The following is a 25,550-nucleotide window of genomic DNA, read 5'->3' as shown; positions in this document are numbered from 1 at the left end:
TCTCGCGGACTGCGTCTGAACGACCGCGTCAGCGCGGCCCGAACCGGCCGAGCTCCCGTACCTCGCGGCGCACCCACCACTGCCCGGTCTCCCGGCGCTCGGCGCGGGTGGCGTAGCGGTAGGCGAAGTAGCGCACGCGCAGCGCCGTCGGCGGTTCGCCGTCGAAGGGATCCTCGGCCAGCAGACGGCGCACGGCGGGGTCCCCGGCCAGCAGCTTCTGGAGGAACACCACGAACCAGGCCTCGGGTCCGGGTCGCAGCGCGAGGAACCACATCATCCAGTCGAGCCGCAGGTGGTAGGGGGCGAACTGACGGGAGCGCCGGCGCACGTCGCCGGGCTTGCCGCGGAAGCGGTAGGGCTGCCACTGCTCCTCCCCGGCGGCATCGGGGTCCTCCTCCTGAGTCCCCTCGATCTCGACCTCGAAGCGCCGCGTGGTCATCGATCCGAAGGCGCCGTAGGCGTTGACGAGGTGGAAGCGGTTGAAGCTCGCGTTCATCAGCTGGTGGGAGGAGAACAGGTTCAGCAGCGGCCGTCTGCTGAGGACCACGAGGCCGGCGATCACCAGCACGATCAGCACGTGCCACCACAGCGGCGAGGCCTCGACCCCCGGAGCTGCGGAGTCCGCAGCCGGCCCGTGCGGCAGCCCCCAGTCAGGCCAGGGACCGCCCACGATCCAGCGCAGGAACGGGTCACTGATCGCGCTGAAGGCCACGATGATCGTCAGCCAGTTCAACCACGCGAAGTTCCCGGTCACCACGAGGAACAACTGGGTGAGGATCACCAGTGACGCGCCGATCGAGGCGAGCGGCTGCGGCAGCAGCACGAGCCAGATCGCGCCCAGCTGCACGACGTGGGAGCCGAGCGTCTCCACGCGGTGCCACCAGCGCGGCATGAGGTGCGCCTGCCGGCTGAGCGGGCCGGGCATCGGCTGGGTCTGATGGTGGTGGTCCATCGCGGTGAGGTTCCGCCAGGCGGGGTCGCCGCGCATCTTGATCATGCCGGCGCCGAACTCGAGGCGGATCAGCATCCAGCGCAGGAACAGCAGCACCAGCAGCGGCGGGGCGACCTGGTCGGACCCCAGGAAGCCCACGATCGCCCCGCACTCCAGGAGCATCGATTCCCAGCCGAAGCCGAAGAACACCTGGCCGATGGAATGGATCGAGAGGTACAGGCCCCACATCACGGCGAACACCGGGATCGTCGTCCAGGCCGGTCCGAGCTGCGGGAGTCCGAGCACCGTCGCGACGCCCAGGACCATCCCGACCAGACACATGGCCCGCAGCAGACGGTCGGAGTAGGGGGTGCGGTGCCAGTGGAAGAGGGTCGGCCCGCCGCGGATCCCGCGCTCGCGCAGCCGCTCCAGGAAGGTCGGGGCCGGCAGCAGACCGTCCTCCCCGACGAGAACCGGCACCTGGTGGAAGGCCGAGAGGAAGGCGAGGGCGAACATCGCCGCGACGCCGCGCAGGATCACCTCGCGGGCGATCGTGTACTCGCCGGCATCCAGCAGCGAGAGCCAGGCCTGCAGGTCCACCGTGCTCACCTCCGCGTGCGGGGCCGACGCGGAAGGGACGGGACGCGCCGACCCCTTCGATCATGGACCCGTCGGCGTCCCCGCGCCACCCGTGGCGACGTTCCCACGCCACCCGGGGAGCACGCGCCGGCGGCCGGCGACTCAGCCGAGGGCGCGCAGCAGCACCGCTGCGGCCCACCACGAGCACAGGGCGAGCACCAGCAGGTACGTGCCGATCCAGGCCCAGGCGGGGACGCCCGTCAGCTGCGCGAGCTGCTGGGGGTCGTCCTGGCGTCGGCCGCTGCGCATGACCGCCCCGAGGTGGCGCCAGGCCCCGAGCAGCAGGAGCACGCCCCCGCCGAGCACGAGCGCCGCCGCGCCGAGCGGTCCGCCGAACCACCACACGAGCGCGATGATCACGGCGGTCGCGAGCACGGTCGTGACCGTGTGCAGGGAGCGGGAGAAGACCAGCGAGAGGATCAGCAGCACGAGGGCGACGGCGAGCGCGGTGCTCGCCCAGCCGCCGAAGGCGACCTGGATCAGCAGCGCGCCGAGGAGCGCGGGCATCGGGTAGCCCGCCCAGGCGGACGCCACGCGCCCGATGCCTTGGCTTCGGCCCACGGTGATCGCGTGTCCCGACATGTCGGGGCTGACCACGAACCCGGTGAAGCGTCGGCCCATCAGGATCCCGACGCCCGCGTGCCCGAGCTCGTGGACGATGGTCACCGCGAGCCGAGCGAGGCGCCAGATCGGCGGCGCGACGACGGCCGCGAGGGCGACCAGCAGCGCCGCGAACGACCACCACCCCTGGTCGGGCGGGGTCGAGGGCGTCGCGAGGTCCCAGGCGCGCGAGAGCACAGAGCCGATGTCCACGCCCCCACCCTCGCAGGCACAGCTGGGACCCCGCCCGCCCCGCGGCGGATCGCGAGCCGCGTCACCCCCGTCGTGGGGCGCTTGACGACCCGCGCCCCAGGCACGCTATCGTCGGGCACGCCTAGACATCAGACGTCCGATGTCCTCGTGGTCGAGGGTCGGACGGAGGATGTCGCGTGGAGGCCCGCAGACGCTTCGACGACTGCGCGCAGCCGCCGATCAGAGTCGATCGCCCCGCTCGGCACCGGGGCCGAATGCCGAAGGAGACCTCCGTGGAGACGTCCGGACTGGGCGCCCTGAACTGGGCCGTCATCATCGTCTACCTGCTCGCGATGCTGGGTGTGGGCGTGTACTTCACCCGGCGTGCCTCGCGGAGCACCGACTCCTACTTCCGCGCCCAGGGCCGCATTCCCGCCTGGGCCGCCGGCTTCAGCATCTACGCGACAACGCTCTCGGCGATCACCTACATGTCCACGCCCGAGCAGGCGTATCTCGCGGACTGGTCGTACGCGGCGGGCAACCTCGCGATCTTCGCGATCGTGCCGATCCTGATCTGGTTCTACATCCCGTTCTTCCGCAAGCTCAACGTCGTCACGGCCTACGACTACCTCGAGGAGCGCTTCAGCCCCCTGGTGCGGGTGATCGGCTCGCTGCTGTTCGTCCTGTTCCACATCGGCCGCATCGCGGTGGTGGTCTACCTGCCAACCCTCGCGATCTCCTCGGTCACCGACATCAACCCGGTGCTGGTCGCGGGCGTGGTCGGCATCCTCTCGGTGATCTACACGTTCCTGGGCGGCATCGAGGGCGTGATCTGGGCCGACGTGATCCAGGGGATCATCCTGCTGCTGGGCGCGGTGCTGATCATCGTGGTGGGCCTGTTCTTCATCGATGGCGGGCTGGGCACGGTGCTCAGCGACGCCGCGGCCGACGACAAGTTCATCTCCACGAAGAACTGGCACCTGACCGACGTCGTCAACGCCTCGATCCCGCTGGTGTTCATCGGCTCGGTGTTCACGAACCTGTACCAGTACACCGGCAGCCAGGACGTGGTCCAGCGCTACCAGACCACCGCGAGCAACTCCGAGACCGCCCGCTCGCTGCTGACCAACGGCGTGCTCGCGCTGGTCACGATCCCGCTGTTCTACGGCATGGGCACCATGCTCTACAGCTACTTCAAGCACACCTCGCCGCTGCCGGAGAGCGTGAACACCTCGGCGGTGGTCCCCTACTTCGTGGTCCATGTCCTGCCCGCCGGCGTCTCCGGACTCGTCCTGGCCGCGATCTTCGCCGCCGCCCAGTCGACGTTGTCCTCCTCGATGAACTCGATCTCCGCGTGCCTGACGGTGGACATCTGGGACCGCTTCGCCGTCCCGCGCGGAGGGAAGCAGGCCTCGGTGGGCCTCGCGCGCGCCATCATCATCGTCGCGGGCCTGATCGGCACCGGCGCGGCGCTGTACCTGACCAGCACCAACCAGGCGGAGACCTGGAACCTGTTCCTGTCGATCCTGGGGCTGTTCGGCACCCCGCTCGCGACCGTGTTCGCCCTGGGCATCTTCACCCGGCGCGCGAACGCCGTGGGTGTGGTGACCGGTCTCGTCGTCGGCTCGATCGGCGCCTGGATGGTCCAGAGCGACGGGTCCTCCCCGTTCTGGGTCGCCTGCGTCGCCTTCGTGCTCAGCGCCGTGGTCGGCTACCTCGCGTCCCTGCTGTGGAGCCTGGTGAGCCGCTCTGACGGGCACGACATCACGGCGCTGACTATTTTCGGCACCAAGCAGGAGTACGTGCGCCGGGCCGAGCGGGTCTGAGAGGCCGGGCCGAGCGGGACCGGGAGCCCGCACCTGCGCGAGTAGCGTGGGCGGGGTGAGCGCACGAGAGATCTCCGGTCCGTCGGCCATCGAGGTGCGCGGCGCCCGCGTGCACAACCTGCGCGACGTCGACGTCGACGTGCCCCTCGACCGGCTCGTCGCGATCGCGGGGGTCTCGGGCTCGGGCAAGTCCTCGCTCGCGCTGGGCGTGCTCTACGCCGAGGGCTCCCGGCGCTACGTCGAGGCCCTCTCCACCTACACCCGGCGCCGCATGTCCCAGGCGCCGCGCGCCGCCGTCGACGCCGTCACCCACGTGCCGGCCGCGCTCGCCCTGCGCCAGCGGCCGGCCGTGCCGGGTGTCCGCTCGACCTTCGGCACCGCCACCGAGCTGCTGAACGTGCTGCGGCTGATGTTCTCGCGCCTGGCCTCCCACCTGTGCCCGAACGGTCATCGGGTGCCGCCCACGATCGACGTCGCCGCCGAGGTCCCCTTCTCCTGCCCGACGTGCGGCGCGCAGATGCAGCCGCCGGGCGCGGAGGCCCTCGCCTTCAACTCCGAGGGCGCCTGCCCGACCTGCGAGGGCATCGGCACCGTCCGCGAGGTCGACGACGACACCCTGGTACCCGATCCCTCGAAGACCCTCGACGGGGGCGCGGTCGCCCCCTGGCAGATGTTCGGCTTCAACGTCCAGCCCGACATCGCCCGCGAGTTCGGCGTACGCACCGACGTGCCCTACCGCGACCTCGAGGACTGGGAGCGCGAGATCGTGCTCGACGGCCCCGAGGAGAAGAAGCACATCACGGTGACCTCGAAGAAGGGCGTGCACGACCTCGACTTCACCTTCCGCAACGCCCGCCTCACCGTCACCGAGGAGCTGCGTCGCGCCGACACCGAGAAGCGCCTGGGCCGCGTGAGCCGCTTCCTGGTCACCCGCACCTGCCCGGACTGCGAGGGCACGCGACTCTCCCCCACCGCCCGCACCCCGCGGATCGGCGACCTGGGGCTCGCGGACGCCACGGCGCTCACCCTCGACGATCTGGTGACCTGGGCGCCCACGGTGCTCGACACGCTGCCGGCCGACATGCACCCGATGGCCCGCGAGCTCGTCGCCCAGCTCACCTCGATGGCGGATCGGCTCTCCCAGCTGGGTCTGGGCTATCTCGCCCTCGACCGGGCGGGCTCCTCGCTGTCCACGGGCGAGCGCCAGCGCGTGCAGCTGGCCCGCGCGGTGCGCAACCGCACCACCGGGGTGCTCTACGTGCTCGACGAGCCGAGCATCGGCCTGCACCCCTCGAACATCGACGGCCTGCTCGCCCTGGTCGGCGACCTGCTGGCCGACGGCAACTCCGTGGTGGTCGTGGACCACGACGTGCAGGTGCTCCGGGAAGCCGATCACCTGATCGAGATCGGCCCGGGCTCCGGCCGCGAGGGCGGCGAGATCACCGCCACCGGCTCGGTGGACGAGGTCGTGGCCTCGGGCGTCTCCCGCCTGGCGGGCTTCCTCGACGGCAGCGCCGACGTGGTCGTGCGGGAGCAGGCCCGGCCCGACGAGATGTTCGCGGGCGGCACGATCGCCATGGGGACGGACACCGTGCACACGGTCCACCCGCTCGAGGTGAGCGTCCCCCACGGCCGACTCACCGCCGTCACCGGGGTCTCGGGCTCCGGGAAGACCACCATGGTGCTCGAGTCCCTGGTCCCGGCCCTGCTCGCGTCGACGGGGAGCTCGGATCCACGGTCGGACGAGAACCGCGGCCCGGACTCGGGGGCATCACCCCTGCCCGGCCACGTGCGCTCGCTCGAGAGCTCCGGGATCCGGCGCGTGCACCAGATCGACGCGACCCCGATCGGCGTGAACATCCGATCGACGGTCGCGACCTACAGCGGCGTCCTCGACGAGCTGCGTCGCGCCTTCGCCCGCACCGCGACCGCCACGGAGGCCGGTCTCGGTGCCGGCGACTTCTCCTACAACACCGGCTCGCTGCGCTGCCCGCGCTGCGAGGGCACCGGTCGGGTGGTGCTGGACGTCCAGTTCCTGCCCGACGTCGACATCGACTGCCCCGAGTGCGAGGGACGCCGCTACGCGCCTGCGGCCTCCGACTACCCGCGCCAGGGCGTCACGCTCCCCGAGCTGATGACGCAGACGATCCGCGAGGTGATCGAGGTGGTCGGCGACATCCCCTCGGTGCGCCGTCGTCTCCAGGCCCTGATAGACCTGGGACTGGGGTACCTGACGCTGGGCGAGGACACGCCGGCGCTCTCGGGTGGGGAGGCGCAGCGCCTGAAGCTCTCCGGGCACATCGACCGCGGCCAGCAGGACGCCCTGTTCGTGTTCGACGAGCCCAGCGTCGGCCTGCACCCGCTCGACGTGCGCACCCTGCTGACCGTGCTCGACCGCCTGGTCGGCAACGGGGCGACCGTGGTCGTGATCGAGCACGACCTGGACATGATCGCCAACGCCGACCACGTCATCGACATGGGCCCCGGCGGGGGCGAGGCCGGCGGCAGGATCATCGCGACCGGCACACCACCGCAGCTCGCCGACGACCCCGACAGCGTGACCGGCGTCTTCCTGCGCCGCCATCTCGCATGACCCCCGGGCGAGGAGTACAGTCCCGCCCGTGTCGAATTCACCGGAGAATGCATCAGGACCCGTAGGCCGCTCCCCTGAGGGGTCCGGCCCCGGCTCGATCCCCGACCCGGCCCCGCCGGGCGGCGGCGTCCTCGCAGCACTGGACGCGCGGGACGTCAAGGGGCTCTACCTCTATCTCGCGGTGCTCGCGACGATCGGCGGCTTCCTCTTCGGGTTCGACTCCTCGAACATCGGCTCCGCGCTGGTGTTCCTGCCCTTCGACCTGGGCTCCTGGGGCACGGGCATCACCGTGGCCGGCGCTTCGCTCGGCTCGGCCGTGGGCGCCCTGCTGGCCGGCCCGCTGACCGACCGCTTCGGCCGCAAGTCGCTGCTGCTGGCCGACTCCGCGCTGTTCGCGGTCGGCTCGATCATCTCGGCCCTCGCCCCGGAGCCGATCACCCTGATCATCGGCCGCCTCATCATCGGCCTCGCGATCGGCGCCGACTCGGCGATCGCCACCGCGTACATCGCCGAGTTCGCGCCGAAGAAGCGTCGCGGCGGGCTGTCGGTCATCCAGCAGTGGATGATCACCATCGGCATCCTCGGGGCCTACGTGGTCGCCGTCGTGCTGCTGCGTGCCTTCCCCGACGCCGCCACCACCATGGACTGGCGGATCATGCTGGGCGTCGGGTTCATCCCGGCGATCGTCTCCCTGCTGCTGCGGGCCCGGATGCCCGAGTCCCCGCGCTGGCTGCTCGAGCGCGGTCGTGAGGGCGACGTGCTGACCGCGATGCGCAAGCTCGACATCCCCGTGACCGCCGAGCAGGTCCACGCCGAGGCCCTCGCGGTCCAGGAGCGGGTGCGGCGCCTGGCGAACACGACCCTGTGGACGCCGGCGGTGCGCCGCGCGCTCGCGGTGGTCTGCGTGTTCTTCGTGTTCCAGCAGATCACCGGCATCAATGTGGCCTTCTACTACGGCCCCGAGCTGCTCGGGCCCTACTTCGGCACCGACGCGGGCAACCCCGTGGACGCGGAGATCGCCGGCGTGATGGCGGCGGGCGTGCTCGCGATCGTCAACGTGGTCGCGACCTACTTCGCCTTCCGCTGGATCGACAAGCTGGGCCGTCGCAAGCTCTCCATCGGGGGCTTCACCTTCATGATCGTCTTCCTCGTCATCGGCGCGATCGGCAACGCGACCCTCTCGGGCACGCCGCAGCTGGTGGTCCTGATGATCACCTTCGCGCTGTTCATCTCGAGCTTCGCGATCGGCGTGGGCGGCACCGGCTGGCTGCTGCAGGGGGAGATCTTCCCGACCGCCGTGCGTGGCAGGGCGGCCGCGATCGCGGCGGCCGTCAACTGGATCGCGAACTTCGCGCTGGTCCTGGCCTTCCCGCCGCTGCGCGACGGCCTGGGACTGAGCTGGGTCATGATCATCTTCGCCGTGCTCTGCCTGTTCGGGGTGATCTTCGTGCACCGCTTCCTGCCGGAGACCAACGGCAAGGGGGCCGACGAGTCGATCCTCCTGTTCGAGGGCCCCGTCAACCGCGAGGATCCCTCGAAGCCCTCGACCGCGCCCGCGGCGTTGCGCTGAGACGAGTCCCTCTCCCCGACGAGAACGAAGCGCCCGGTCCCCTGCGAGGGGGCCGGGCGCTTCGCGTCGGTGGTGTTGGCGGGAGCGAGACGTCAGCGGGAGCCCGACGTCAGCGGGTGCGAGGCCTCAGCGGGCGCCCAGCAGCCGCCCCAGCACCTGCACCACGCCGCGCTCGGCGTTGCTGGGGGCGACGAAGCGTGCGGCGGCGGTGATGTCCGGATGGGCGTTGGCCATCGCGAAGGACCAGTCCGCGGCGGAGTACATCGCCAGGTCGTTGAGGTAGTCGCCGAACACCGCCGTCTGCGCCGGTTCGATCCCCAGCGCCGCCTGCAGGGCGCGGATCCCGCGCCCCTTGTCGGCCTCGGGGTGCATGACGTCGATCCAGTGCTTGCCGGAGACGACGACCTGGTGGTCCTCGCCGAGGGGGCCGAACTCGGCGGCGGCAGTGGCCTCGGCGTCGACGAAGTCGTGGATCGCGAGCTTGAGGACGCCGCCCTCGACGGTCTCGAGGTCCTCGACGATCTCGAGGCGCCGGTAGTACTTCCGGGCCTCGGCGAGAAAGGCCTCGTCGCTGCGCTCGACGTAGGCGGTCTCGACCCCGCACACCACCAGGCCCAGGTCGATCCCGCGCCCGACGAGCCGCCGCACCAGCGCGATCACGTCGGCGACCGTCGGCGCATCGACGGTCGTGGTCGCGATGACCTCGTCCTCGTGGACGACCAGGGTGCCGTTCTCGGCGATGTACGTCCGCACACCGCCCTCGCCGCCGAAGGTCTCCCGCAGGGTGGCGAGCTGACGGCCGCTGGCGGGGACGAAGGCGACACCGTGCTCACGCATCGCGTGCTGCAGCTCGGCGAAGCCCTCGGGGACGTCCCCGTCGGGCGTCAGCAGGGTGCCGTCCATGTCCGCGACGACCAGGCGCACGTCGTGCGGACCCGCCCCGATCGTGGTCCAGGGCTGGGCGGAGGTGGTGGGGGCGACGGACGAGGACACGGCATGAGCTCCGATCGGCCGACGCATCTCAGCACCGGCAGGGGGTCGAGGACCCCTCCAGTCTCGCGCGCCCGGCGCTCGCTCGCCGTGCGCGCATTGCCGTCCTCACATCCCGGGCCGGTCGATCCCCGAGCAGCCCGAGCCGCCCGTCCCTCGACCAACCCGAGCCGCCCGCTCCTCGAGCAGATCGGCCCGGCCCGCTCAGGTCTCCCAGCGCACCTCGTCGGCGGACTTGTCGGGCCGCCAGCCCCGCCATACCGGCTGCCGCAGGCGGTCATCCTCCGTGCGCTCGGCGTACTTCACCTCTCCCACGAGGTCGGCGCGCACCCACTGCGCATCCCGGGCGTCGGCGGCCGGGACGTCGTCCACCGGAGGGGTCTTCCGCGTCCGCGACCGCAGCCGATCGGCCACGGCCTCGAGGTCGCGGTCGCTGAAGCCGGTGCCGACCCGGCCGGCGTAGTGCAGTGCACCGTCCTCGCCCGCAACGGCCAGCAGCAGGGAGCCGATACCCCCGGCGCGCGCACCGTGGCCTTCGCGCCAGCCCACGACCACCACCTCCTGGTGGCGTGAGTTCTTGATCTTGATCCAGGTGCGGGCGCGCCGACCCGGCTGATAGACGCCGGACTCCTTCTTCGCCATCACCCCCTCGAGCTGCAGATCCTGCGAGAGCGCGATCGCATGCCCCACGTCGCCGTGATCGGCGTGCGGGAGGCTCACGTGCTCGCTCGCGTCGACGGTCTCGAACAGGGCGTCGCGGCGTTCGCGGTAGGGCGTGCGCAGCAGCGACCGGCCGCCGGCCTCGAGCAGGTCGAAGACCATCAGGTGGACCTCGGTCCGCTCGCGCGCACGCTCCACGTCCCGCTCGCGGGTCAGGCCCAGGCGCTGCTGCAGCCGGGAGAACGAGGGACGGTCCTGGGCGTCCAGGGCGACGACCTCCCCGTCCAGCACCACCCGCCCCGCCTGCAGGGTGTCGGGGGCGATCGCCTCGAGAAGCTCCGTGAGCTCGGGGAAGGTGGGCGTCATGTCCTTGCCCCCGCGACTGGTCAGGCGCAGCTCGCCGGGAACGAGCGTCGCGATCACGCGGACCCCGTCCCACTTCATCTCGAACGCCCACTCGTCCTCGTCGATGTCCCCGCGGCTGCCGAGAGTCGCGAGCATCGGCCGTATCGGCTCGCCGAGATCGGGGGCCGCGTCGCCGGGAGCTGCGTCGCCAGGGGCCGAGTCGCCGGGAGCCGTGCCACTTCCCGCCCCGGACGCGGCATCGGTGCCCCCTGCGGAGGTCGACCCCTCCGGCGCAGCCGCGTCCTCGTCGGGCTGGTCCTTCATCAGGTGCAGGAGCCAGTCGGAGCTCGCCTTCTTCTTCGCGGCGGCGGACTTCGCGCCGCGCCCCATGCCGCCGGTGTGGATGAGGGCGAAGCGTCGGGGAACGCCGCCCAGTCCCCCGTCCTCCCGGCCGTGGCAGACGGCGATCACCTCCTTCCCCTCGCGCCACTTCTCGATCTCGACGGTGCCGCTGTCCCAGAGCAGCACCTCGCCACCGCCGTACTCGTCCTTCGGGATGGTGCCCTCGAAGGTGCCGTACTCGAGCGGGTGGTCCTCGGTCTGAACGGCCAGCCGGTTCACGTCCTCCTCGAGAGGCGGCCCCTTGGGCACCGCCCAGGAGACCAGGACGCCCTCGTGCTCGAGCCGGAAGTCCCAGTGCAGGCTCGAGGCGTGGTGCTCCTGGATCACGAACATCGGTGCGTCGGAGTCGAGGGCCTCCTGGGCGGCATCGGCAGGATCCCCGGCACTCGCCACGGGAACGGGCTCGGGGGTGCGCTCGGCGTCCCGCTTGGAGCGGTAGGTGCTCAGGCGATCGGAGACGGTGTCGGCCGAGGAGGCGCCACTCGTCGCACCCGTCGCCCCCTTCTCGTCCTTCTTTCCCTTCTTCCCTGTCTTCCCCTCCTTCTTGCTGTTCTTCGTCCCCTTCCCTGCCCCGGATGCTGTCCTCGCCCGGCCGTTCTGCGCGAACCCCAGGGGGGAGATGGGGTCGGTGCCGTCCTCGATACGGGCGAGGACGTCCTCGAGCTCGAGCTGCTCGAGGCCGGAGTCCTCGATCTCCTCCCACGTGCGCGGAGCGGAGACCGTGGGGCGCTCCCGGCCGCGCAGGGAGTAGGGGCAGACCGTGGTCTTGTGGCCGTTGTTCTGCGACCAGTCCACGAGCACCTTCCCCCGGCGCAGCGCCTTCTTCATGTCGCTGACCACATGGTCGGGATGCTCCTCCTCGAGCGCCCGCGCGAGCCGGTGGGCGACCTTCGCGACCTCGTCGGCCGTGGCGGAGCCGTCGAGCGGAGCGTAGAGGTGGATGCCCTTGGAGCCGGAGGTGACCGGGAAGGAGTCGAGCCCCATCTCCTCCAGCAGCTCGCGGCACCACAGCGCCACCTGCGCGCACTCGCCCAGGCCCGCGCCCTCACCCGGGTCGAGGTCCAGCACGAGCCGGTCAGGATTCACCGGCTCGCCATCGGCGTCGAAGCGCCACTGGGGCGTGTGGATCTCGAGCGCGGCGAGCTGGGCGAGCCAGATCAGCACCGCGGGCTCGTCGATGAGCGGGTACGTCGAGGTGCCCTCGTGGTGGTCGATGTCCGCCCGCGGCACCCAGTCGGGCGCCGAGTCCTCGAGGTCCTTGCGGAAGAAGACCTTCCCGGGCTTCTTCGCCGTGCCGACCCCGTCGACCCACCGCTTGCGCGTCGCCGGCCGACGCTCCGCCTGCGGCACCATCACCTCGGCCACTCGTCGGTAGTAGTCGATGACCTCGCCCTTCGTGGTGCCGGTCGAGGGGTACATGACCTTGTCGAGGTGCGAGACGCGCAGCGTGCGCCCCTCGATCTCGACCTTCTGCTCACGCGGGGACATGAGCCCACTGTGCCCCGGATCACGCACCGTGTCACGGGCGCGCCCGGTCCAGCGCGTCACCGAGAACCCTGGCCGATCGGGCGCAGGAGTGCTGTGATGGGCAGATGCGCGCGATATGGAGCGGTGAGATCACGTTCGGCCTCGTGAACGTGCCGGTGAAGCTGTACGGCGCCACCCGTTCGCACGACGTCTCCTTCCATCAGGTGCACGACGAGGACCAGGGCCGCATCCGCTACGAGAGGCGCTGCGACGTCTGCGGGCGCGTGATCGACTACGACCACATCGAGAAGGCGTACGCGGAGGGCGACAAGACCGTCGTCCTCAGCGACGAGGAGCTGGAGTCGCTCCCCGCGGAGGAGAGCGACGAGATCGACGTCGTGCAGTTCATCCCGGGCGACCAGGTCGACGCCATCCTGCTGGGGACCGCCTACGTGCTCGAGCCGGTGGGTCGCTCCCCGAAGTCCTACGTGCTGCTGCGGCGCACGCTCGAGAACAGTGATCGCACGGCGATCGTGACCTTCACCCTGCGCACCAAGACGCGCCTGGGCGTGCTGCGTTCGCGAGGGAACCTGCTGACGCTGCAGACCATGCGCTGGCCCGAGGACATCCAGGAGGTCGACTTCCCCTCCGCACGCAAGCGCCCGAAGATCTCCGCGAAGGAGCTCGACATGGCCGGAGCGCTCGTCGACCAGTTCAGCGGGGACTTCGAGCCGGAGAAGTACGGCGACGAGTACCAGGAGCAGCTCCACGAGCTCCTCGAGGACAAGCTCGAGCAGGGCGACGCCGTGGACACCGACGCCACCTTCGGCCGCGAGCACGAGGAGAAGAGCGAGAAGGACGACGAGGGCGGCAAGGTCATCAGCCTGATGGACGCCCTGGACCGCAGCCTCCAGAAGCGTGGCGGTTCCGGTGGGTCGGCGACGTCGAAGAGCTCCTCGGGGTCGGGGAAGACGTCGAGCGCGAAGACGTCCGGAGCGAAGAAGGGCTCCTCGTCCTCGAAGAAGACGTCCTCCTCCTCGGGCGCGAAGAGCTCCGGTGGTTCGACGAAGAAGTCCTCGAAGAGGTCGAAGAGCTCGAAGGGATCGATCACGAACTCGACGGGGTCGAAGAACTCGAAGGGGAAGAGCTCGCCGAAGAGCTCGAGCTCGAAGAAGACCTCTGCGTCCTCGCGCTCGGGCGGCAGCAGCTCGAAGAGCGCCTGAGCGCGCGCACCGCTGGCGCACCGCCCGCGCAGGGCGACGTATCGCACATCTCCGTCGCCCTCGCATGTACTTATGTGGGGCATAAGAGATACTGCTGATAGGCGGTGGGCCCCCTCACCGGATGACGGCGGATGACGCCGCCACCCACCCGCCGCCACGGGAAGGGCTAGCGTCGGCCCACCCGCGCATCACGGAAGCACCGACCACCCGACGCCCAGGAGGACCGAATGTCCGATCCCGCAGTCCACGTGCTCCACGACAATCCCGAGTGGATCGTCCCGTTCGCCGAGGCCTTCGAGGCCGCCGGCGTCCCCCTGGTCGAATGGCCGCTCGACGGCGGCATGCTCGACCTCGACGCCGAGCCCCCGCAGGGCGTCTTCTGGTCGCGACTGAGCGCCTCCTCGCACACCCGCGGCGCTCCCCACGCCAAGGACGTCGCCCGCGGCACCCTCGCCTGGCTCGAGTCCTGGGACCGCCGCGTGGTGGGCGGCTCGCGCGTGGCCGACCTCGAGGTCTCCAAGGTCCAGCAGCACGCCGCCCTGCGCCGGGCCGGCTTCGACGTGCCGCGCACCCTCGCGGTCCACGACCGGGCCCTGCTGCCCGAGGCGGCGCAGTCCCTGCCCGCCCCCTTCATCACCAAGCACGATCAGGGCGGCAAGGGACTGGGTGTGCGCCGCTTCGACGACCACGACGCGTTCGAGGCCTACGTCGCCGGCGAGGACTTCGAGGAGCCGGCCGACGGCACGACGCTCCTGCAAGAGCTGCTGGTCGCGCCCGAGCCGGTGATCACGCGCGCGGAGTTCGTCGGCGGCCGCTTCGTCTACGCGGTGCGCGTGGACACCTCGAGCGGCTTCGAGCTGTGCCCGGCCGACGCCTGCGCACTGCCGGGGGAGACGGCGGGTCCGTCCTTCCGTCTGGACCCCACGATCACCGCGAGCACCCCGCTGATCCGCCACTACGAGGAGCTGATCGCGGACCTGGGCATCGAGATCGCCGGAATCGAGTTCCTCACCACCACCGACGGCCGCACGGTCACCTACGACCTGAACACGAACTCGAACTACAACCCGGCCGTCGAGCAGGAGGTCGCGACCCCTGCCGTGCGGCAGGTCGCACGCTGGTTCGGGGAGCTGCTGGACGCCGAGCGCGGTTCGGTGCCGGTGGACGCGGTGCGGGACGCCGCATGAGCGCCGAGGCCTGGGCGCCGGCCGACGCCGACTTCGTCTCCGAGTGGACTGCCTGGCACGAGAGCCACGAGGAGACCCGCACGGACCGGCTCGGCATCCTCGCGGCGACCGGGCTGCATTGGCTGGGACGCGCGCGTCTGCGCGTGCCCGGCGTCCCCGGCGCCTGGGCGATCGGTGCGAACGGCCCCGTCGTCGAGCTCGGTGAGGGCGAGGTCCTCACCGTCGACGGCGAGCAGCTGCGCGGAACCCGGGAGCTGACACCGTTCCTGCGCACGGGGACGGCCCTGCTGGCGTTCGTCGACGGAGGCGTGAAGGGCCTCGCGGAGGTCTCGCGCCGCGGCAACGGGGTGATGCTGCGCCCGCGCCGGGCCGATAGCGCCTACCTGGGCTCCTACACGGGCACGAAGGCCTACCCGGCGGACCCGCAGTGGGCGGTGACCGGCCGCTTCGTCGCCGCCGAGGAGCCGGCCACCCGCCGTGTCGAGGCCGTCCTCCCGGGCATCGAGCACAGCTTCTCCTCGCCGGGTCACATCGAGTTCACGGTCGGCGAGCGGCAGCATCGCCTCACCGCGTTCTCGGGCGCGAACGGCACGCTCACCGTGCTGTTCCGCGACGCCACGAGCGGGATCACGACCTATGCGGCGAGCAGGTCGCTCTCGGTGGCCGCGCCCGCGCCCGATGGCTCCGTGGTGCTCGACTTCAACCGATCGGTCAATCTTCCGTGCGCCTACACCGATTACTCGACCTGCCCGGTCCCGCCGCAGGAGAACACGCTGCCGATCGCGGTCGATGCCGGGGAGAAGGTGCCGGGGGCACGCGTCGAGTCGCGCTGAGGCGGATGCCGGACAGGAGCGCGCGCGTACTCTGACGCGCATGCCCTCGTCGCGGAGTTCCGGTGCCCCCACGCTCGTCCGGACGGTCACCACCTTCAGCCTGTTCCTCTTCATCCTCGGCGACGTGCTGGGGGCGGGGGTCTACGTGCTGGCGGGGCAGATCGCCGCGATCGCCGGTGGAGCGCTGTGGATCCCCCTGGCCGTCGCGCTCGGGCTCGCGCTGCTGACGGCTTCGTCGTACGCCGAGCTCTCGACCAAGTACCCGCGCGCCGGAGGGTCCTCCCACTACGCGACCCGCGCCTTCGGACCCTTCGTCGGCTTCCTGGTGGGTTTCTGCATGCTCGCCGCGGGGATCGTCTCGGTGGGGGCCCTCGCACTGGGGTTCGCCGGTGACTATCTGCGCGCCTTCGTCACCCTCCCGACGATCCTGGTCGTCGTCCTGTTCCTGCTCGTGCTCGCGGCCCTGAACGCGCGGGGCATCTCCGAATCCATGGCGACGAACCGGGTGGCGACGGTCGTCGAGGTCTCCGGGCTCCTGCTGGTGATCGCCCTCGGGGCGATCGTCCTGCTGCGCGGCGAGGGCGACCTGAGCCGCCTGACGGCCCTCGGCACCGCTGACCACGGCCCGGCGGCGGCCGTCCTCGCGGGCAGCGTCCTCGCGTTCTACTCCTATGTCGGTTTCGAGACCAGCGTGAACATCGCCGAGGAGACGAAGGATCCCGCGCGCTCCTACCCGCGCGCGCTGTTCGCGGCCCTGCTCACCGCCGGTGCGGTCTATGCGCTCGTGGGGGTGGTGGCCTCGGCGGTGGTGCCCACCGAGGACCTGGCCGGCTCCTCCGCACCCCTCGCGCGGGTCGTCTCCGCGGCGGGGATCGTGCCTCCCGTGGTCTTCAGCGCGGTCGCCCTCGTCGCCGTCGCCAACGGCGCCCTGCTCACGGGCATCATGTCCTCGCGCCTGGCCTACGGGATGGCGGCCGACGGCCTGCTGCCGGGGTTCCTGGGCCGCCTGCTCCCCCGCCGACGCACGCCATGGGTCGCCATCGTCGTGACCACGGCGCTGTCGCTGGCGCTGGCCCTGACCGGGACCGTGGACGTGCTCGCGGGCACCATGGTGCTCCTCCTGCTGGTGGTCTTCCTCGCGGTGAACGCAGCGGCACTGGTGCTGCGACGCGACCGCGTCGAGCACCGGCACTTCCGCGCGCCGACCGTGCTGCCCGTCGGCGGCCTCCTGTCGTGCCTGCTATTGCTCACGCAGGTCGAGGCCGAGGTGTGGAGGCGGGGTCTCCCTCTGCTCGCCGTTGCCGCCGTGCTCGCCGCTCTCGCCGCGTGGCGCCGGCGCGCCGCGACGTCGCAGGGCTGACACGTCCGTCGGAACCCGGTTCCCGGGTGTGACCTGCGTAGCATGGCGGGATGATCCTCACCCCCGGAGGCGGGCCCGTCGGCGGTCCCACCAGTCGCGACGATGCAGGGTTCGACTCTCCCGAGGCGGTGCGCGCGCAGTTCCCCGCCGGCCGGCACAGCGAGGCGGCGTTCCCCTTCGAGGACCGCGACCTCGATCCCGTCCTGCACGTGATCGCCCCCGGGGAGCACCTGCGCACCGTCGTGTACCCCGCGCTCGATGAAGCCCTGACCTGGGGTGCCACGCACATCGCGGTGGATCTCGAGCTCTCCGACGGCACCCGCCTCTCCCAGCTCGGCGCCACCGACCAGTACGGCACCCCGGTCGATGCCGCCGCGCAGGGCGCCGGCAAGATCCTGTACGCGGATCAGTGGAACGACGTCCAGGTCGACCTGACCCCCGCCGTCGGCCGCACGATCGTCGGCGTGCTGGTGGTCGCGGACCCGCCCTCGGCGGGTCCGGAGGTTCAGGACGACCAGGACGACCAGGACGACCAGGACGACCAGCCTGACCTCGTCGCCTGGATCGACCCTCCGCGGATCGAGCCGATCCCCGCGGACCCCTCGCCGAGCGATCCCGTCGCCTGGGTCGACACCCGCCGCGGGACGAACGCCTCGGGCGACTTCTCCCGGGGCAACAACCTTCCGATCACCGCCTGGCCGAACGGCTTCGCCTTCTTCACCCCGATGACGAACGCCCGCACGCTGCGCTGGCCCTACGAGTACCACCGGGCCAACGACGACCAGAACCGGCCACGGCTGCAGGGCCTGGCCGTCTCCCACCAGCCCAGCCCCTGGATGGGCGACCGCAATCAGCTGATCGCCATGCCGCTGACGGGCGACTCCCCCGACGCGAGCCCCGTCGGCCGCTCGCGCGCCTTCTCCCACGACGACGAGACCGCCCGCCCCGACCTGTACGCCGTCACGCTCGAGGACGACACCGCGCTGAGCCTGGCCCCGAGCGACCACGGCGCGATCCTCGAGATCACCTTCGCGCCGGAGTCGACCGGGCGCCACCTCCTGCTCGAAGGCGCCGACGAGAACGCCCGGTTCGATCTCGCCGGCGCCGTCTTCGACGGCTCGCTCTCCGGCTGGGTCGACAACGGCACCGAGGGCGCCGCCAGCGCAGCAGGGCGCTCGCGCATGTTCGTGGCCGGAACGCTCGACCCGCTGCCGGTGCGCGTCGGCCCGGCGGGCGCCGATCTCACGAGCGCCCGCGTGGCGACCTTCGACGAGGGCGTCCGCACGGTCACCCTGCACCTGGCGACGAGCTTCATCGGCCTCGAGCAGGCTCGCCACACCCTCGACCTGGAGCTGAAGGGCCGCGACCTGCGCACGCTCCAGAGGGCCGCGCACGCCGCGTGGTCCGAGCGGCTCGGGGTGATCGACGTCGAAGGGGCGACTCCGCCGCAGCGACGCACGCTCTACGGGAACCTCTACCGCCTGAGCCTCTACCCGAACTCGCAGCACGAGAACACCGGCTCGGCCCGGGATCCGCGTCCGATGCACGCCTCCCCCGTCGCGCCCACGCGCGGGAAGGTCACCGACATCCGCACGAATGCCCAGGTCCTGCCGGGCGAGCTGTTCGTCAACCACGGGTTCTGGGACACCTACCGCACCTGCTGGCCCGCGTACGCCCTGCTCTACCCGCAGCTGGCCGCACGCCTGGTCGACGGCTTCGTCCAGCACTACCGCGAGGGCGGCTGGATCCCGCGCTGGTCCTCCCCCGGGTATGCCGACTGCATGACCGGCACCAGCTCCGACGTGGCCTTCGCCGACGCGGAGGCCCGTGGCGTGCAGCTGATCGACCCGCTCGCGACCTACGAGGCCGGTCTGCGCAACGCCACCGTCGCCCCGCCCGATGGGCTCGTCGGCCGCAAGGGCGTTCATCGCGCGATGTTCACGGGCTACGTCGACAACGACACCCCCGAGTCCGTCTCCTGGAGCCTCGAGGCGCACATCAACGACCACGGCCTCGCCGCGCAGGCGCTGCGTCTCGCGGAGGATCCCGAGCTCCCCGAGGCACGTCGCGCGGAGCTGCGGGAGGAGGCCGCGTACCTGGAGGCCCGCAGCGCCGGGTACGCGCTCCTGTTCGACCCCGCCGTCGGCTTCTTCCAGGGCCGACGTGCCGACGGCGCCTTCGCCCAGGCGCCCGGGACGTTCGACCCGCGCGACTGGGGCGGGGACTTCACCGAGACCGACGGCTGGAACTTCGCCTTCCACGTCCCCCACGACGGCGAGGGGCTCGCCGCGCTGTACGGCGGCCGGGATGCTCTGCGGGCGAAGCTCGAGGAGTTCTTCGCGACCCCGGAGACGGGTGATCGCGTGGGCGGCTACGACAGCGTGATCCACGAGATGCTCGAGGCCCGCGCGGTGCGGATGGGCCAGTTCGGCATGTCGAACCAGCCCAGCCACCACATCCCCTTCCTCTTCCACCACGCCGGGGCGCCGCACCGCGCCCAGGAGATCGTGCGGGAGGTGCATCGGCGCCTGTTCACGGGCGAGCAGATCGGCCAGGGCTACCCGGGCGACGAGGACAACGGCGAGATGAGCGCCTGGTGGCTGCTGACCGCCCTGGGCCTGTACCCGCTGCAACTCGGGACGGACGTCTACCACCTGGTCGCGCCGCTGTTCGAGACCGCCCGCGTGCGCCCGTTGGGCGGCGAGGGATTCACCATCAGCGCCGAGGACCAGGCGCTGGACCATCCGTTCCTGCAGCAGGTGACGGTCGAGGGCACGGCGCACCCGACCACCTGGATCCGCCACGGCGAGCTGCGCGGGGACGTCCGGGTGCGTCTGGGCGACCAGCCCGGTCCGGCCGACGACCCGCCGGCTTCCCCGACATCGCCCGGCGGGGTGCCGCAACCTCTCGTGGACCTCCTCCCCCACGATCCCGAGGACCCGCTCCTGGACGACGCCTCGAGCACCGAGGCGCGCTTCGACCCGGAGGGCGGCGAAGTCGTGATCGAGCTGCCCGGGATCGACGCGGAACGGACACCGGCCACGGGGCCGGTGTTCTACACCCTCACCTCCGGGGCGACAGAGGGTGCGGACCCGACCTCGTGGCGACTCGAGGCCGCGTGGGCGGACACGATCTCCGGAGAGGACGGGGAGGCGGAGCCGGAGTGGCAGGTGCTCGACGAGCGCACCGAGCAGGTGTTCCGCTGGCGCCGTCAGACCCGCCCGTTCCGGCCCTCGCGTTCCATGGGCACGTCCCCGGCGGGGTCGAGCGGAACCGTCCGGCACCGCCTGGTCCTTACCGGGACTCGGCAGCCGATCTCGCTCGCCCAGATCGAGCTGCTCGGAACGCGCCCCGGGAGCTGACGTCGGAAGTCGTCTCCTTCGGGAGGCGGAATGGCGGAACGAGTTTTCGTGAGATGACCTGGGGCCGCGCCACCGCCTCGCGCATCAGGGGTTGACGAAGGTCAAGAGTTGGTCAACTCTTACCCTCGTTCGTGCCTAGAGATCGCGCTCGCGACCCCGCGGACACCACTTCCCCTCTCTGAGAAGAGGACCACCATGTCCACGTCACCCACCTCTCCGACGCCTCACAGACCGATCAGCCGGGGCTCCTTCCTCCGCTCCACAGGACTCCTCGCAGGGGGCGCTGTCGCCCTCTCGGCCGGCACCGCGCAGGCGGCGCCGCCGTCGGAATCCGTGGCAGCGGAGAAGGCCACCGCAGCCGCCGTGCGACTCCCTGCGTCCTGGAGCGACACCGTGTTCACCGACCCCCTCCCGGGGTACCAGGACGGCTGGCTGTCGTACTTCTGGCCGCTGTTCGACCAGGGCGCGATCCAGTCACTGGATGCCGAGACGATCGAGGGGCAGGAGGGGTTCGCGGACTTCACGAACACGCGCGGCGACGCGTCCGAAGCCTTCACCCCGTACGTCGCCGGCACCGCTCGACTCGATGCCGAACCGGTCGAGGCCTTCTTCCTCGGCGCAGAGGGCACCGAGGTCTGGGGTCAGGTGCAGCTGGTGCGCACGGCGAGCACCAGGCGCCGCGCCCTCCTGCTGCACGTGGTGGGCACGTCGGGATGGCGACTGCGTCTGCCGCGTCGAACACCGATCGTCAGCGCGAACGTCCTCGCGGACAGCCTGTCGGCCGTCACCAAGAAGGACGCCCGGCAACTGCTCGCGGGAGCGGTCGGCACCGCGTTCCACCCCGACGGAGACAACCCTGCCACCGCCGACTCGTTGCAGATCCTGGACGGTGGACGGCACACCGTGGGGCGCGTGACCTATCCGCTCGGGGGCGAGAAGCTGCGCCACCGGTGGTACGGCACAGCGGTCAGCGAGATCGAGGGTGTGTGGTCCTACCTGTTCGGGCAGCTGCCCGACAGCTGAGCGCTCCGAGCCGACCCCGGGGACACCCCTCAGGGAGCCCTCTCCCGCGGCCACCCGATCGCCGATACGACGCATCGGCGAACCCTTCGCAGAGCGCCCCGCTCCCGTCCGCGAGAGCGGGGCGCTCTGCGCGCAGACCCCCGATGCGCCACCCCGAAGCGCCGGCGACCGAGACCGTTCCACTCGTCCACGACACCACCACACAGCCCCTAGCGCGAAAGAACACTCCCTAGAACTCGCATCTTGCAAAAGTAATTTCCTAGCCCTGACCTGCAACGGCGCCGAAATGCCCGAAACTCGCCCCTTGAGTCCGGTCAAGCAAAGGTCAACGGTTGGTCATGCACGCGGCAGGCGCCACTCCGGTGGCCCGCCGGCATCACTTCCCCACATCACGGAGGAGAGATCACGATGACCACGAACCACAGCACTCACGGCATCACCCGTGGCGCGTTCCTGCGTTCGACCGTCGCGCTCACCGGTGGCGCGCTCGGCGTCGGCAGCCTCGCCACGTCGGCCCACGCGACACCCGTCGGCCGCGCCGCCGAGACCGGATCGACGGTCGCCGCACCGCCCGCGAGCTGGAAGGGCACCGTCTTCACGGAGCCGGTTCCCGGCAATTCCTGGGGGTATCTCGACAACTACTCGACCCTGTACGAGGACGGCCCCATCACCAGTCTCAGCCCTGAGCAGCTCGTGGAGACCGAAGCCGTCGCCGGTTTCATGCCCGAAGGGTCGGACGGGCACGAGATGTTCACCGGTCACGCCGAGGCCGTGGCGGAGCTCGACGGCGAACCCGTCGGGGTCGTGCTCACGGGAGACCAAGGGACCAAGGTGCAGGCCGAGGCGCGCCTGACCAAGACGGCCAACTCCGATGCCCGAGGCGTGCTCCTGCACATCCTGACGCCCGACTGGGAGACCATCTCCCTCCCGAAGGGCACACCCATCGTCGAGTTCCGCGCCGCGGTCGACTCGCCCTCGCAGATCACGGCGGAGGATGCATCCCACCTGCTCGCGGACGCCGTCGGATTCAGCTTCCAGACCAACGGGGACAACCCGGCGAGGGTCACCAACCTCCGGCGGAGCGACGGCAACCAGCACATCTCCGGAACGGTGAGCTACCCCGTTGACGGCGCCCTCGAGGAGCACACCTGGTTCGGCACCGCCGTGCCGGGCTACGAAGGCTGGGCGTACATCTTCGGGCAGCTCCCCGAGTGACCCACCGGGGCGACATCTCGCCCCGGACAATGACTGTCGTGCCCGGTTCCTGCCCACCGTCGGGGGGCGAGAGGGAGGAACCGGGCACGACTCTGCGTCACCCGACATCCCTCTGTGTCACGTGCGTCACGTAAGTCTCTTCGTTCCGACACGCGGGCGATGGAACAAATTTCTCAGCATTGACCTGCGGAGATGCTCTCGGGGGAGAATTTCCCGCTTGACCTGAGTCAAGCCTTCGTAAAGGCTTGGTCACGTTAGCGGCACGGCTTCGCCCCGGCGATCCGGCCGACAGCACTTCCCCTCACCACGGAAGGGACCGTCATGTCCTCCGCACGCAGCACCCGCACCATCAGCCGCAGCGCATTCCTGCGCTCGTCCCTCGCTCTCACCGGTGGCGCCCTGGCCGGCACCGGCCTGGTCACCTCTGCCCAGGCGGCCCCTACGGGGTCGGGTGGCGAGCACACGACGTCGGGCGGGAAGGGCGTCGAGCTCCCCGGCAGCTGGGACGGGACGGTCTTCACCCAGTCCCTGCCGACCGAGCTCGACGGGTACGTCGCCAGCTTCACGACGCTCTACGACGAGGGGCCGATCGACGAGCTCAGCGCTAAGAAGGTCGAGGAGGCCGACGGCTTCGTGAACTTCCTGCCGTACGGCACGGACACGATGGAGGAGAAGTACAGCGTCGAGGTCTTCGATACCGTGCGCCTCGACGGCGGGCCGGTGTCGGTGCGGTTCGCCGACAGCGAGGGGATCGAGATCATGGGCGAGGTGCAGCTCGTCCAGACCGCCGACCCGCACACACGAGGCCTTCTGCTGCACATCGTCGGCACCCAGGGGTGGTCGATCGACCTCCCCCCCGATGGCCCCGATCGTCAAGGATCTCGCCCGGGTCGACTCCCCCGTGCAGGTCACGAAGAGCATGGCCCGCACGATGCTCGCCAATGCCGTCGCGCTGAGCTTCGCCGAGGACGGCGACAACCCGGCACGCGTGAGCAACGTCCAGGTCCTGGACGACGGCCAGCACATCGTCGGCGACGTCAGGTACCGCCTCGACGGCGGCGACCTCCGCTACACCTGGTACGGCACCGCCGTCGGCGGCGACGGCGGCTGGGCGTACCTGTTCGGCGCGCTCCCCGAGGGGAGCTGACCCATCCCGGGGCGGCGCTCGGCCGCCCCGGCCCATGAACGTCGTGCCCGGTTCCTGCCCATCGTCGGGGGGCGAGAGGGAGGAACCGGGTACGACTCTGCCCCGAGCGGACGACGACGCCCCGGCTTGACCAGGCACCCACAACGCGCCGACCCCACAGGAGCGACCACCATCGGCCAGCCCGGTGCTCGCGCGACGGAACTTATTTTGTTCTGACACGCTCATGGTGGAACTAATTTCTTAGGAGTGACCTGCGAAGACCTCGCAGCGCCTGATTCTTACCCTTGACTCCGGTCAAGCACTCGTAAAGAGTTGGTCATGACAGCGGCACGGTGATCGCCTCGCGAATCGGCCGACATCTCTTCCCCTCATCACGGAAGGAACCGTCATGACCCCCGCACGCAGCACCCGCACCATCAGTCGCAGCGCGTTCCTGCGCTCCTCCCTCGCACTCACCGGGGGCGCCCTGGCCGGCACCGGCCTGGTCACCTCGGCCCAGGCGGCCCCTGCAGGGCCGGGCGGGGAGCACACGAGGTCGAGCACGGGGGATGTCAAGCTCCCTGACAGCTGGGAGGGAACGATCTTCACCGATCCCCTGCGTTCCAAGCTCGACGGCTACATCTCGTCCCACGCAGTGCTGTACGACTCGGGACCGATCGCCGAGCTTAGCCCGGCGAACATCAAGAAGGCCGACGGCGTCGTCAACTTCACCCCCTACGGCGAGGACCCGCAGGTGGACCAGTACGACATCGAGGTCTCCGAGACCGCCCGTCTCGACGGGGGGCCGGTCTCGGTGAGCTTCGCCGACGACGACGGGATCGAGACCTTGGCCGAGGCCCAGCTCGTCCGCACCGCCAACCCTCAGTCACGAGCGCTGCTCCTCCACGTCCTCGGCACGCGCGGCTGGTCGGTCCTCCTGCCCCCCAAGGCGTCGATCGTCGAGTCTGCGACCCTCGCGGAGTCCCCGGCCGACGTGACCATGGAGGAGGCGACCACGATCATCTCCAACGCCGTCGGCTTCAGCTTCGGCGAAGACGGGCCGAACCCCGTCCGCGTGCGCGACGTGTCGCTGATGAACGACGGGAAGACCATCGTCGGTCGCGTGAGCTACCCCTCCGGCGGGACGCGCGTGACCACCACCTGGTACGGCACAGCCGTGCGGGGCAACGACATGGTGACCTACCTGCTCGGCGAGCTCCCCGAAGGGAGCTGACCCACGCCGGAGCGACTCCCTGTCGCTCCGCCCCATGGCCGTCGTGCCCGGTTCCTGCCTCCGTCGGGAGGCGAGAGGAAGGAACCGGGCACGACTCCGTCTCATGCGGGGGACGCGCCCACCGAAGCCTCGACCCCGGCCGCGATGAGCTCGAGTCCCGCCGAGAACTCCGACGGTGGTGTCGAGGGTGTCTCCGGATGCTCAGGCGCCGCCCCGGGTCGCGACGCCGCGAGCGCGCCGAGCCGTGCGGCCTGACGCTGCTGCTGCTCGTGGAAGGCATGCCCGATCACGAAGTGCGTGACCGCTTCCGCGGCGGTGCGAGCCAGGGCCTCCGGCGCCCCGAGGCGTCGGGCGGTCGCGATGAGGGGCTCGTGGAGCGGCGCGTCGATCAGCCCGAGTGCGAGCGAGCTGGAGACCAGTTCGGAACCGTCGCGCCAGGCCAGGAGGCACTCGTGCAGCTGTGTCCCCGCCTCGATCACCGCGTCGCGCAGCGATCCTGATTCCCACCCGCCCGCGGTGACCGGCGCGAGGATGCGTTCGCTGACCGCGGCCAGCAGGCTCTGCTTGTTCGTGAAGTGCCAGTAGAGGGCGCTGGCCTGCAGGTCGAGCACCTCGCCCAGGCGGCGCATCGTCAGGTCCGGGAGCCCCTGCTCCTCCAGGATGCCGAGCGCGGCCTCGACGATGTCGGCCCGCGAGCGTCGGGTGCGCCGGGGGCTCAGGTTTGTCCGCTGCTCAGCCACGGCGCTACTCTACTGAACGCCGTTCACCTGAA

The 25,550-nt window shown here is 70.9% G+C and carries 18 protein-coding genes; 12 read left to right on the top strand and 6 right to left on the bottom strand.

All coding sequences use genetic code 11. The features are described from left to right. Positions 1 to 28: 28 nt before the first annotated feature. Both DEO23_RS02845 and DEO23_RS02840 read right to left on the bottom strand, forming a co-directional pair. Positions 29 to 1,540, bottom strand: a complete 1,512-nt coding sequence (locus DEO23_RS02845) for a lipase maturation factor family protein (protein WP_165831702.1) — start codon at positions 1,538 to 1,540, stop codon at positions 29 to 31. A gap of 132 nt (positions 1,541 to 1,672) precedes the next feature. Further along, positions 1,673 to 2,383, bottom strand: a complete 711-nt coding sequence (locus tag DEO23_RS02840; protein WP_109274468.1) for a M50 family metallopeptidase — start codon at positions 2,381 to 2,383, stop codon at positions 1,673 to 1,675. A 272-nt stretch (positions 2,384 to 2,655) separates the two neighbouring features. Between DEO23_RS02840 and DEO23_RS02835 the strand changes: the two genes are divergently transcribed. The 3 genes from DEO23_RS02835 to DEO23_RS02825 are packed head-to-tail and all read left to right on the top strand — an operon-like array spanning position 2,656 to position 8,351. Then, entirely contained in the window at positions 2,656 to 4,188 is a 1,533-nt protein-coding gene (locus DEO23_RS02835) for a sodium:solute symporter family protein (protein ID WP_240613177.1), read from the top strand. Positions 4,189 to 4,243: 55 nt separating this feature from the next. Then, a complete protein-coding gene (locus DEO23_RS02830) occupies positions 4,244 to 6,781 on the top strand; it encodes an excinuclease ABC subunit UvrA (RefSeq protein ID WP_109274810.1) in 2,538 nt (845 codons plus the stop codon). A 28-nt stretch (positions 6,782 to 6,809) separates the two neighbouring features. Next, complete coding sequence (locus DEO23_RS02825; protein ID WP_119724699.1) at positions 6,810 to 8,351, top strand: sugar porter family MFS transporter; 1,542 nt, start codon at positions 6,810 to 6,812, stop codon at positions 8,349 to 8,351. Positions 8,352 to 8,477: 126 nt separating this feature from the next. Here the strand turns inward: DEO23_RS02825 and DEO23_RS02820 are convergent, their stop codons facing one another. Together DEO23_RS02820 and DEO23_RS02815 are read right to left on the bottom strand one after the other, a co-directional pair. Then, positions 8,478 to 9,344 (bottom strand): Cof-type HAD-IIB family hydrolase, encoded by an 867-nt coding sequence (locus DEO23_RS02820; RefSeq protein ID WP_240613176.1) that lies wholly within the window; start codon positions 9,342 to 9,344, stop codon positions 8,478 to 8,480. Between the two features lie 201 nt (positions 9,345 to 9,545). Beyond that, the gene (locus DEO23_RS02815; protein WP_109274464.1) at positions 9,546 to 12,236 is read right to left on the bottom strand and encodes an ATP-dependent DNA ligase; all 2,691 of its coding nucleotides are present in this window, start codon (positions 12,234 to 12,236) and stop codon (positions 9,546 to 9,548) included. Positions 12,237 to 12,340: 104 nt separating this feature from the next. Here DEO23_RS02815 and ku point away from each other — a divergent pair, with 104 nt between their 5' ends. The 7 genes from ku (at position 12,341) to DEO23_RS02780 (ending at position 22,418) form a co-directional block, all read left to right on the top strand. Further along, positions 12,341 to 13,438, top strand: coding sequence for a non-homologous end joining protein Ku (gene ku, locus DEO23_RS02810; RefSeq protein ID WP_109274463.1), 1,098 nt, complete (start codon positions 12,341 to 12,343; stop codon positions 13,436 to 13,438). A 227-nt stretch (positions 13,439 to 13,665) separates the two neighbouring features. Beyond that, on the top strand, positions 13,666 to 14,625 hold the full coding sequence (locus DEO23_RS02805) for an ATP-grasp domain-containing protein (protein ID WP_109274462.1): 960 nt from the start codon (positions 13,666 to 13,668) through the stop codon (positions 14,623 to 14,625). Further along, entirely contained in the window at positions 14,622 to 15,458 is an 837-nt protein-coding gene (locus tag DEO23_RS02800) for a DUF1684 domain-containing protein (RefSeq protein ID WP_109274461.1), read from the top strand. Before DEO23_RS02805 ends, DEO23_RS02800 begins: the two co-directional genes overlap by 4 nt. A gap of 40 nt (positions 15,459 to 15,498) precedes the next feature. Further along, entirely contained in the window at positions 15,499 to 16,818 is a 1,320-nt protein-coding gene (locus DEO23_RS02795; RefSeq protein ID WP_109274460.1) for an APC family permease, read from the top strand. 50 nt (positions 16,819 to 16,868) lie between these two features. Next, the gene (locus DEO23_RS02790; protein WP_109274459.1) at positions 16,869 to 20,180 is read left to right on the top strand and encodes a GH92 family glycosyl hydrolase; all 3,312 of its coding nucleotides are present in this window, start codon (positions 16,869 to 16,871) and stop codon (positions 20,178 to 20,180) included. A gap of 393 nt (positions 20,181 to 20,573) precedes the next feature. Beyond that, positions 20,574 to 21,203 carry a hypothetical protein gene (locus DEO23_RS02785; protein ID WP_133249826.1) on the top strand — a complete coding sequence of 210 codons (630 nt, stop codon included), beginning with the start codon at positions 20,574 to 20,576 and terminating at the stop codon, positions 21,201 to 21,203. 408 nt (positions 21,204 to 21,611) lie between these two features. Continuing rightward, a complete protein-coding gene (locus tag DEO23_RS02780) occupies positions 21,612 to 22,418 on the top strand; it encodes a hypothetical protein (protein WP_109274457.1) in 807 nt (268 codons plus the stop codon). A 572-nt stretch (positions 22,419 to 22,990) separates the two neighbouring features. On the opposite strand, the gene DEO23_RS02770 is transcribed toward DEO23_RS02780, so the two are convergent. Continuing rightward, complete coding sequence (locus DEO23_RS02770; RefSeq protein WP_109274455.1) at positions 22,991 to 23,179, bottom strand: hypothetical protein; 189 nt, start codon at positions 23,177 to 23,179, stop codon at positions 22,991 to 22,993. A 98-nt stretch (positions 23,180 to 23,277) separates the two neighbouring features. Here DEO23_RS02770 and DEO23_RS02765 point away from each other — a divergent pair, with 98 nt between their 5' ends. Together DEO23_RS02765 and DEO23_RS02760 are read left to right on the top strand one after the other, a co-directional pair. Continuing rightward, complete coding sequence (locus tag DEO23_RS02765) at positions 23,278 to 23,565, top strand: hypothetical protein (protein ID WP_109274454.1); 288 nt, start codon at positions 23,278 to 23,280, stop codon at positions 23,563 to 23,565. Between the two features lie 388 nt (positions 23,566 to 23,953). Next, entirely contained in the window at positions 23,954 to 24,778 is an 825-nt protein-coding gene (locus DEO23_RS02760; protein WP_109274453.1) for a hypothetical protein, read from the top strand. 101 nt (positions 24,779 to 24,879) lie between these two features. Here DEO23_RS02760 and DEO23_RS02755 read toward each other — a convergent pair whose 3' ends face one another. Further along, positions 24,880 to 25,518: a TetR family transcriptional regulator gene (locus DEO23_RS02755; RefSeq protein ID WP_240613175.1), complete on the bottom strand. Its 639-nt coding sequence runs from the start codon at positions 25,516 to 25,518 to the stop codon at positions 24,880 to 24,882. Between the last annotated feature and the right edge of the window lie 32 nt (positions 25,519 to 25,550).

Origin of the sequence: Brachybacterium endophyticum (assembly GCF_003130585.1) — a bacterium.
Lineage (GTDB): Bacteria > Actinomycetota > Actinomycetes > Actinomycetales > Dermabacteraceae > Brachybacterium > Brachybacterium endophyticum.
Note: the sequence above shows the minus strand (reverse complement) of the source record. Positions and strands in the feature narration are given on the sequence as shown.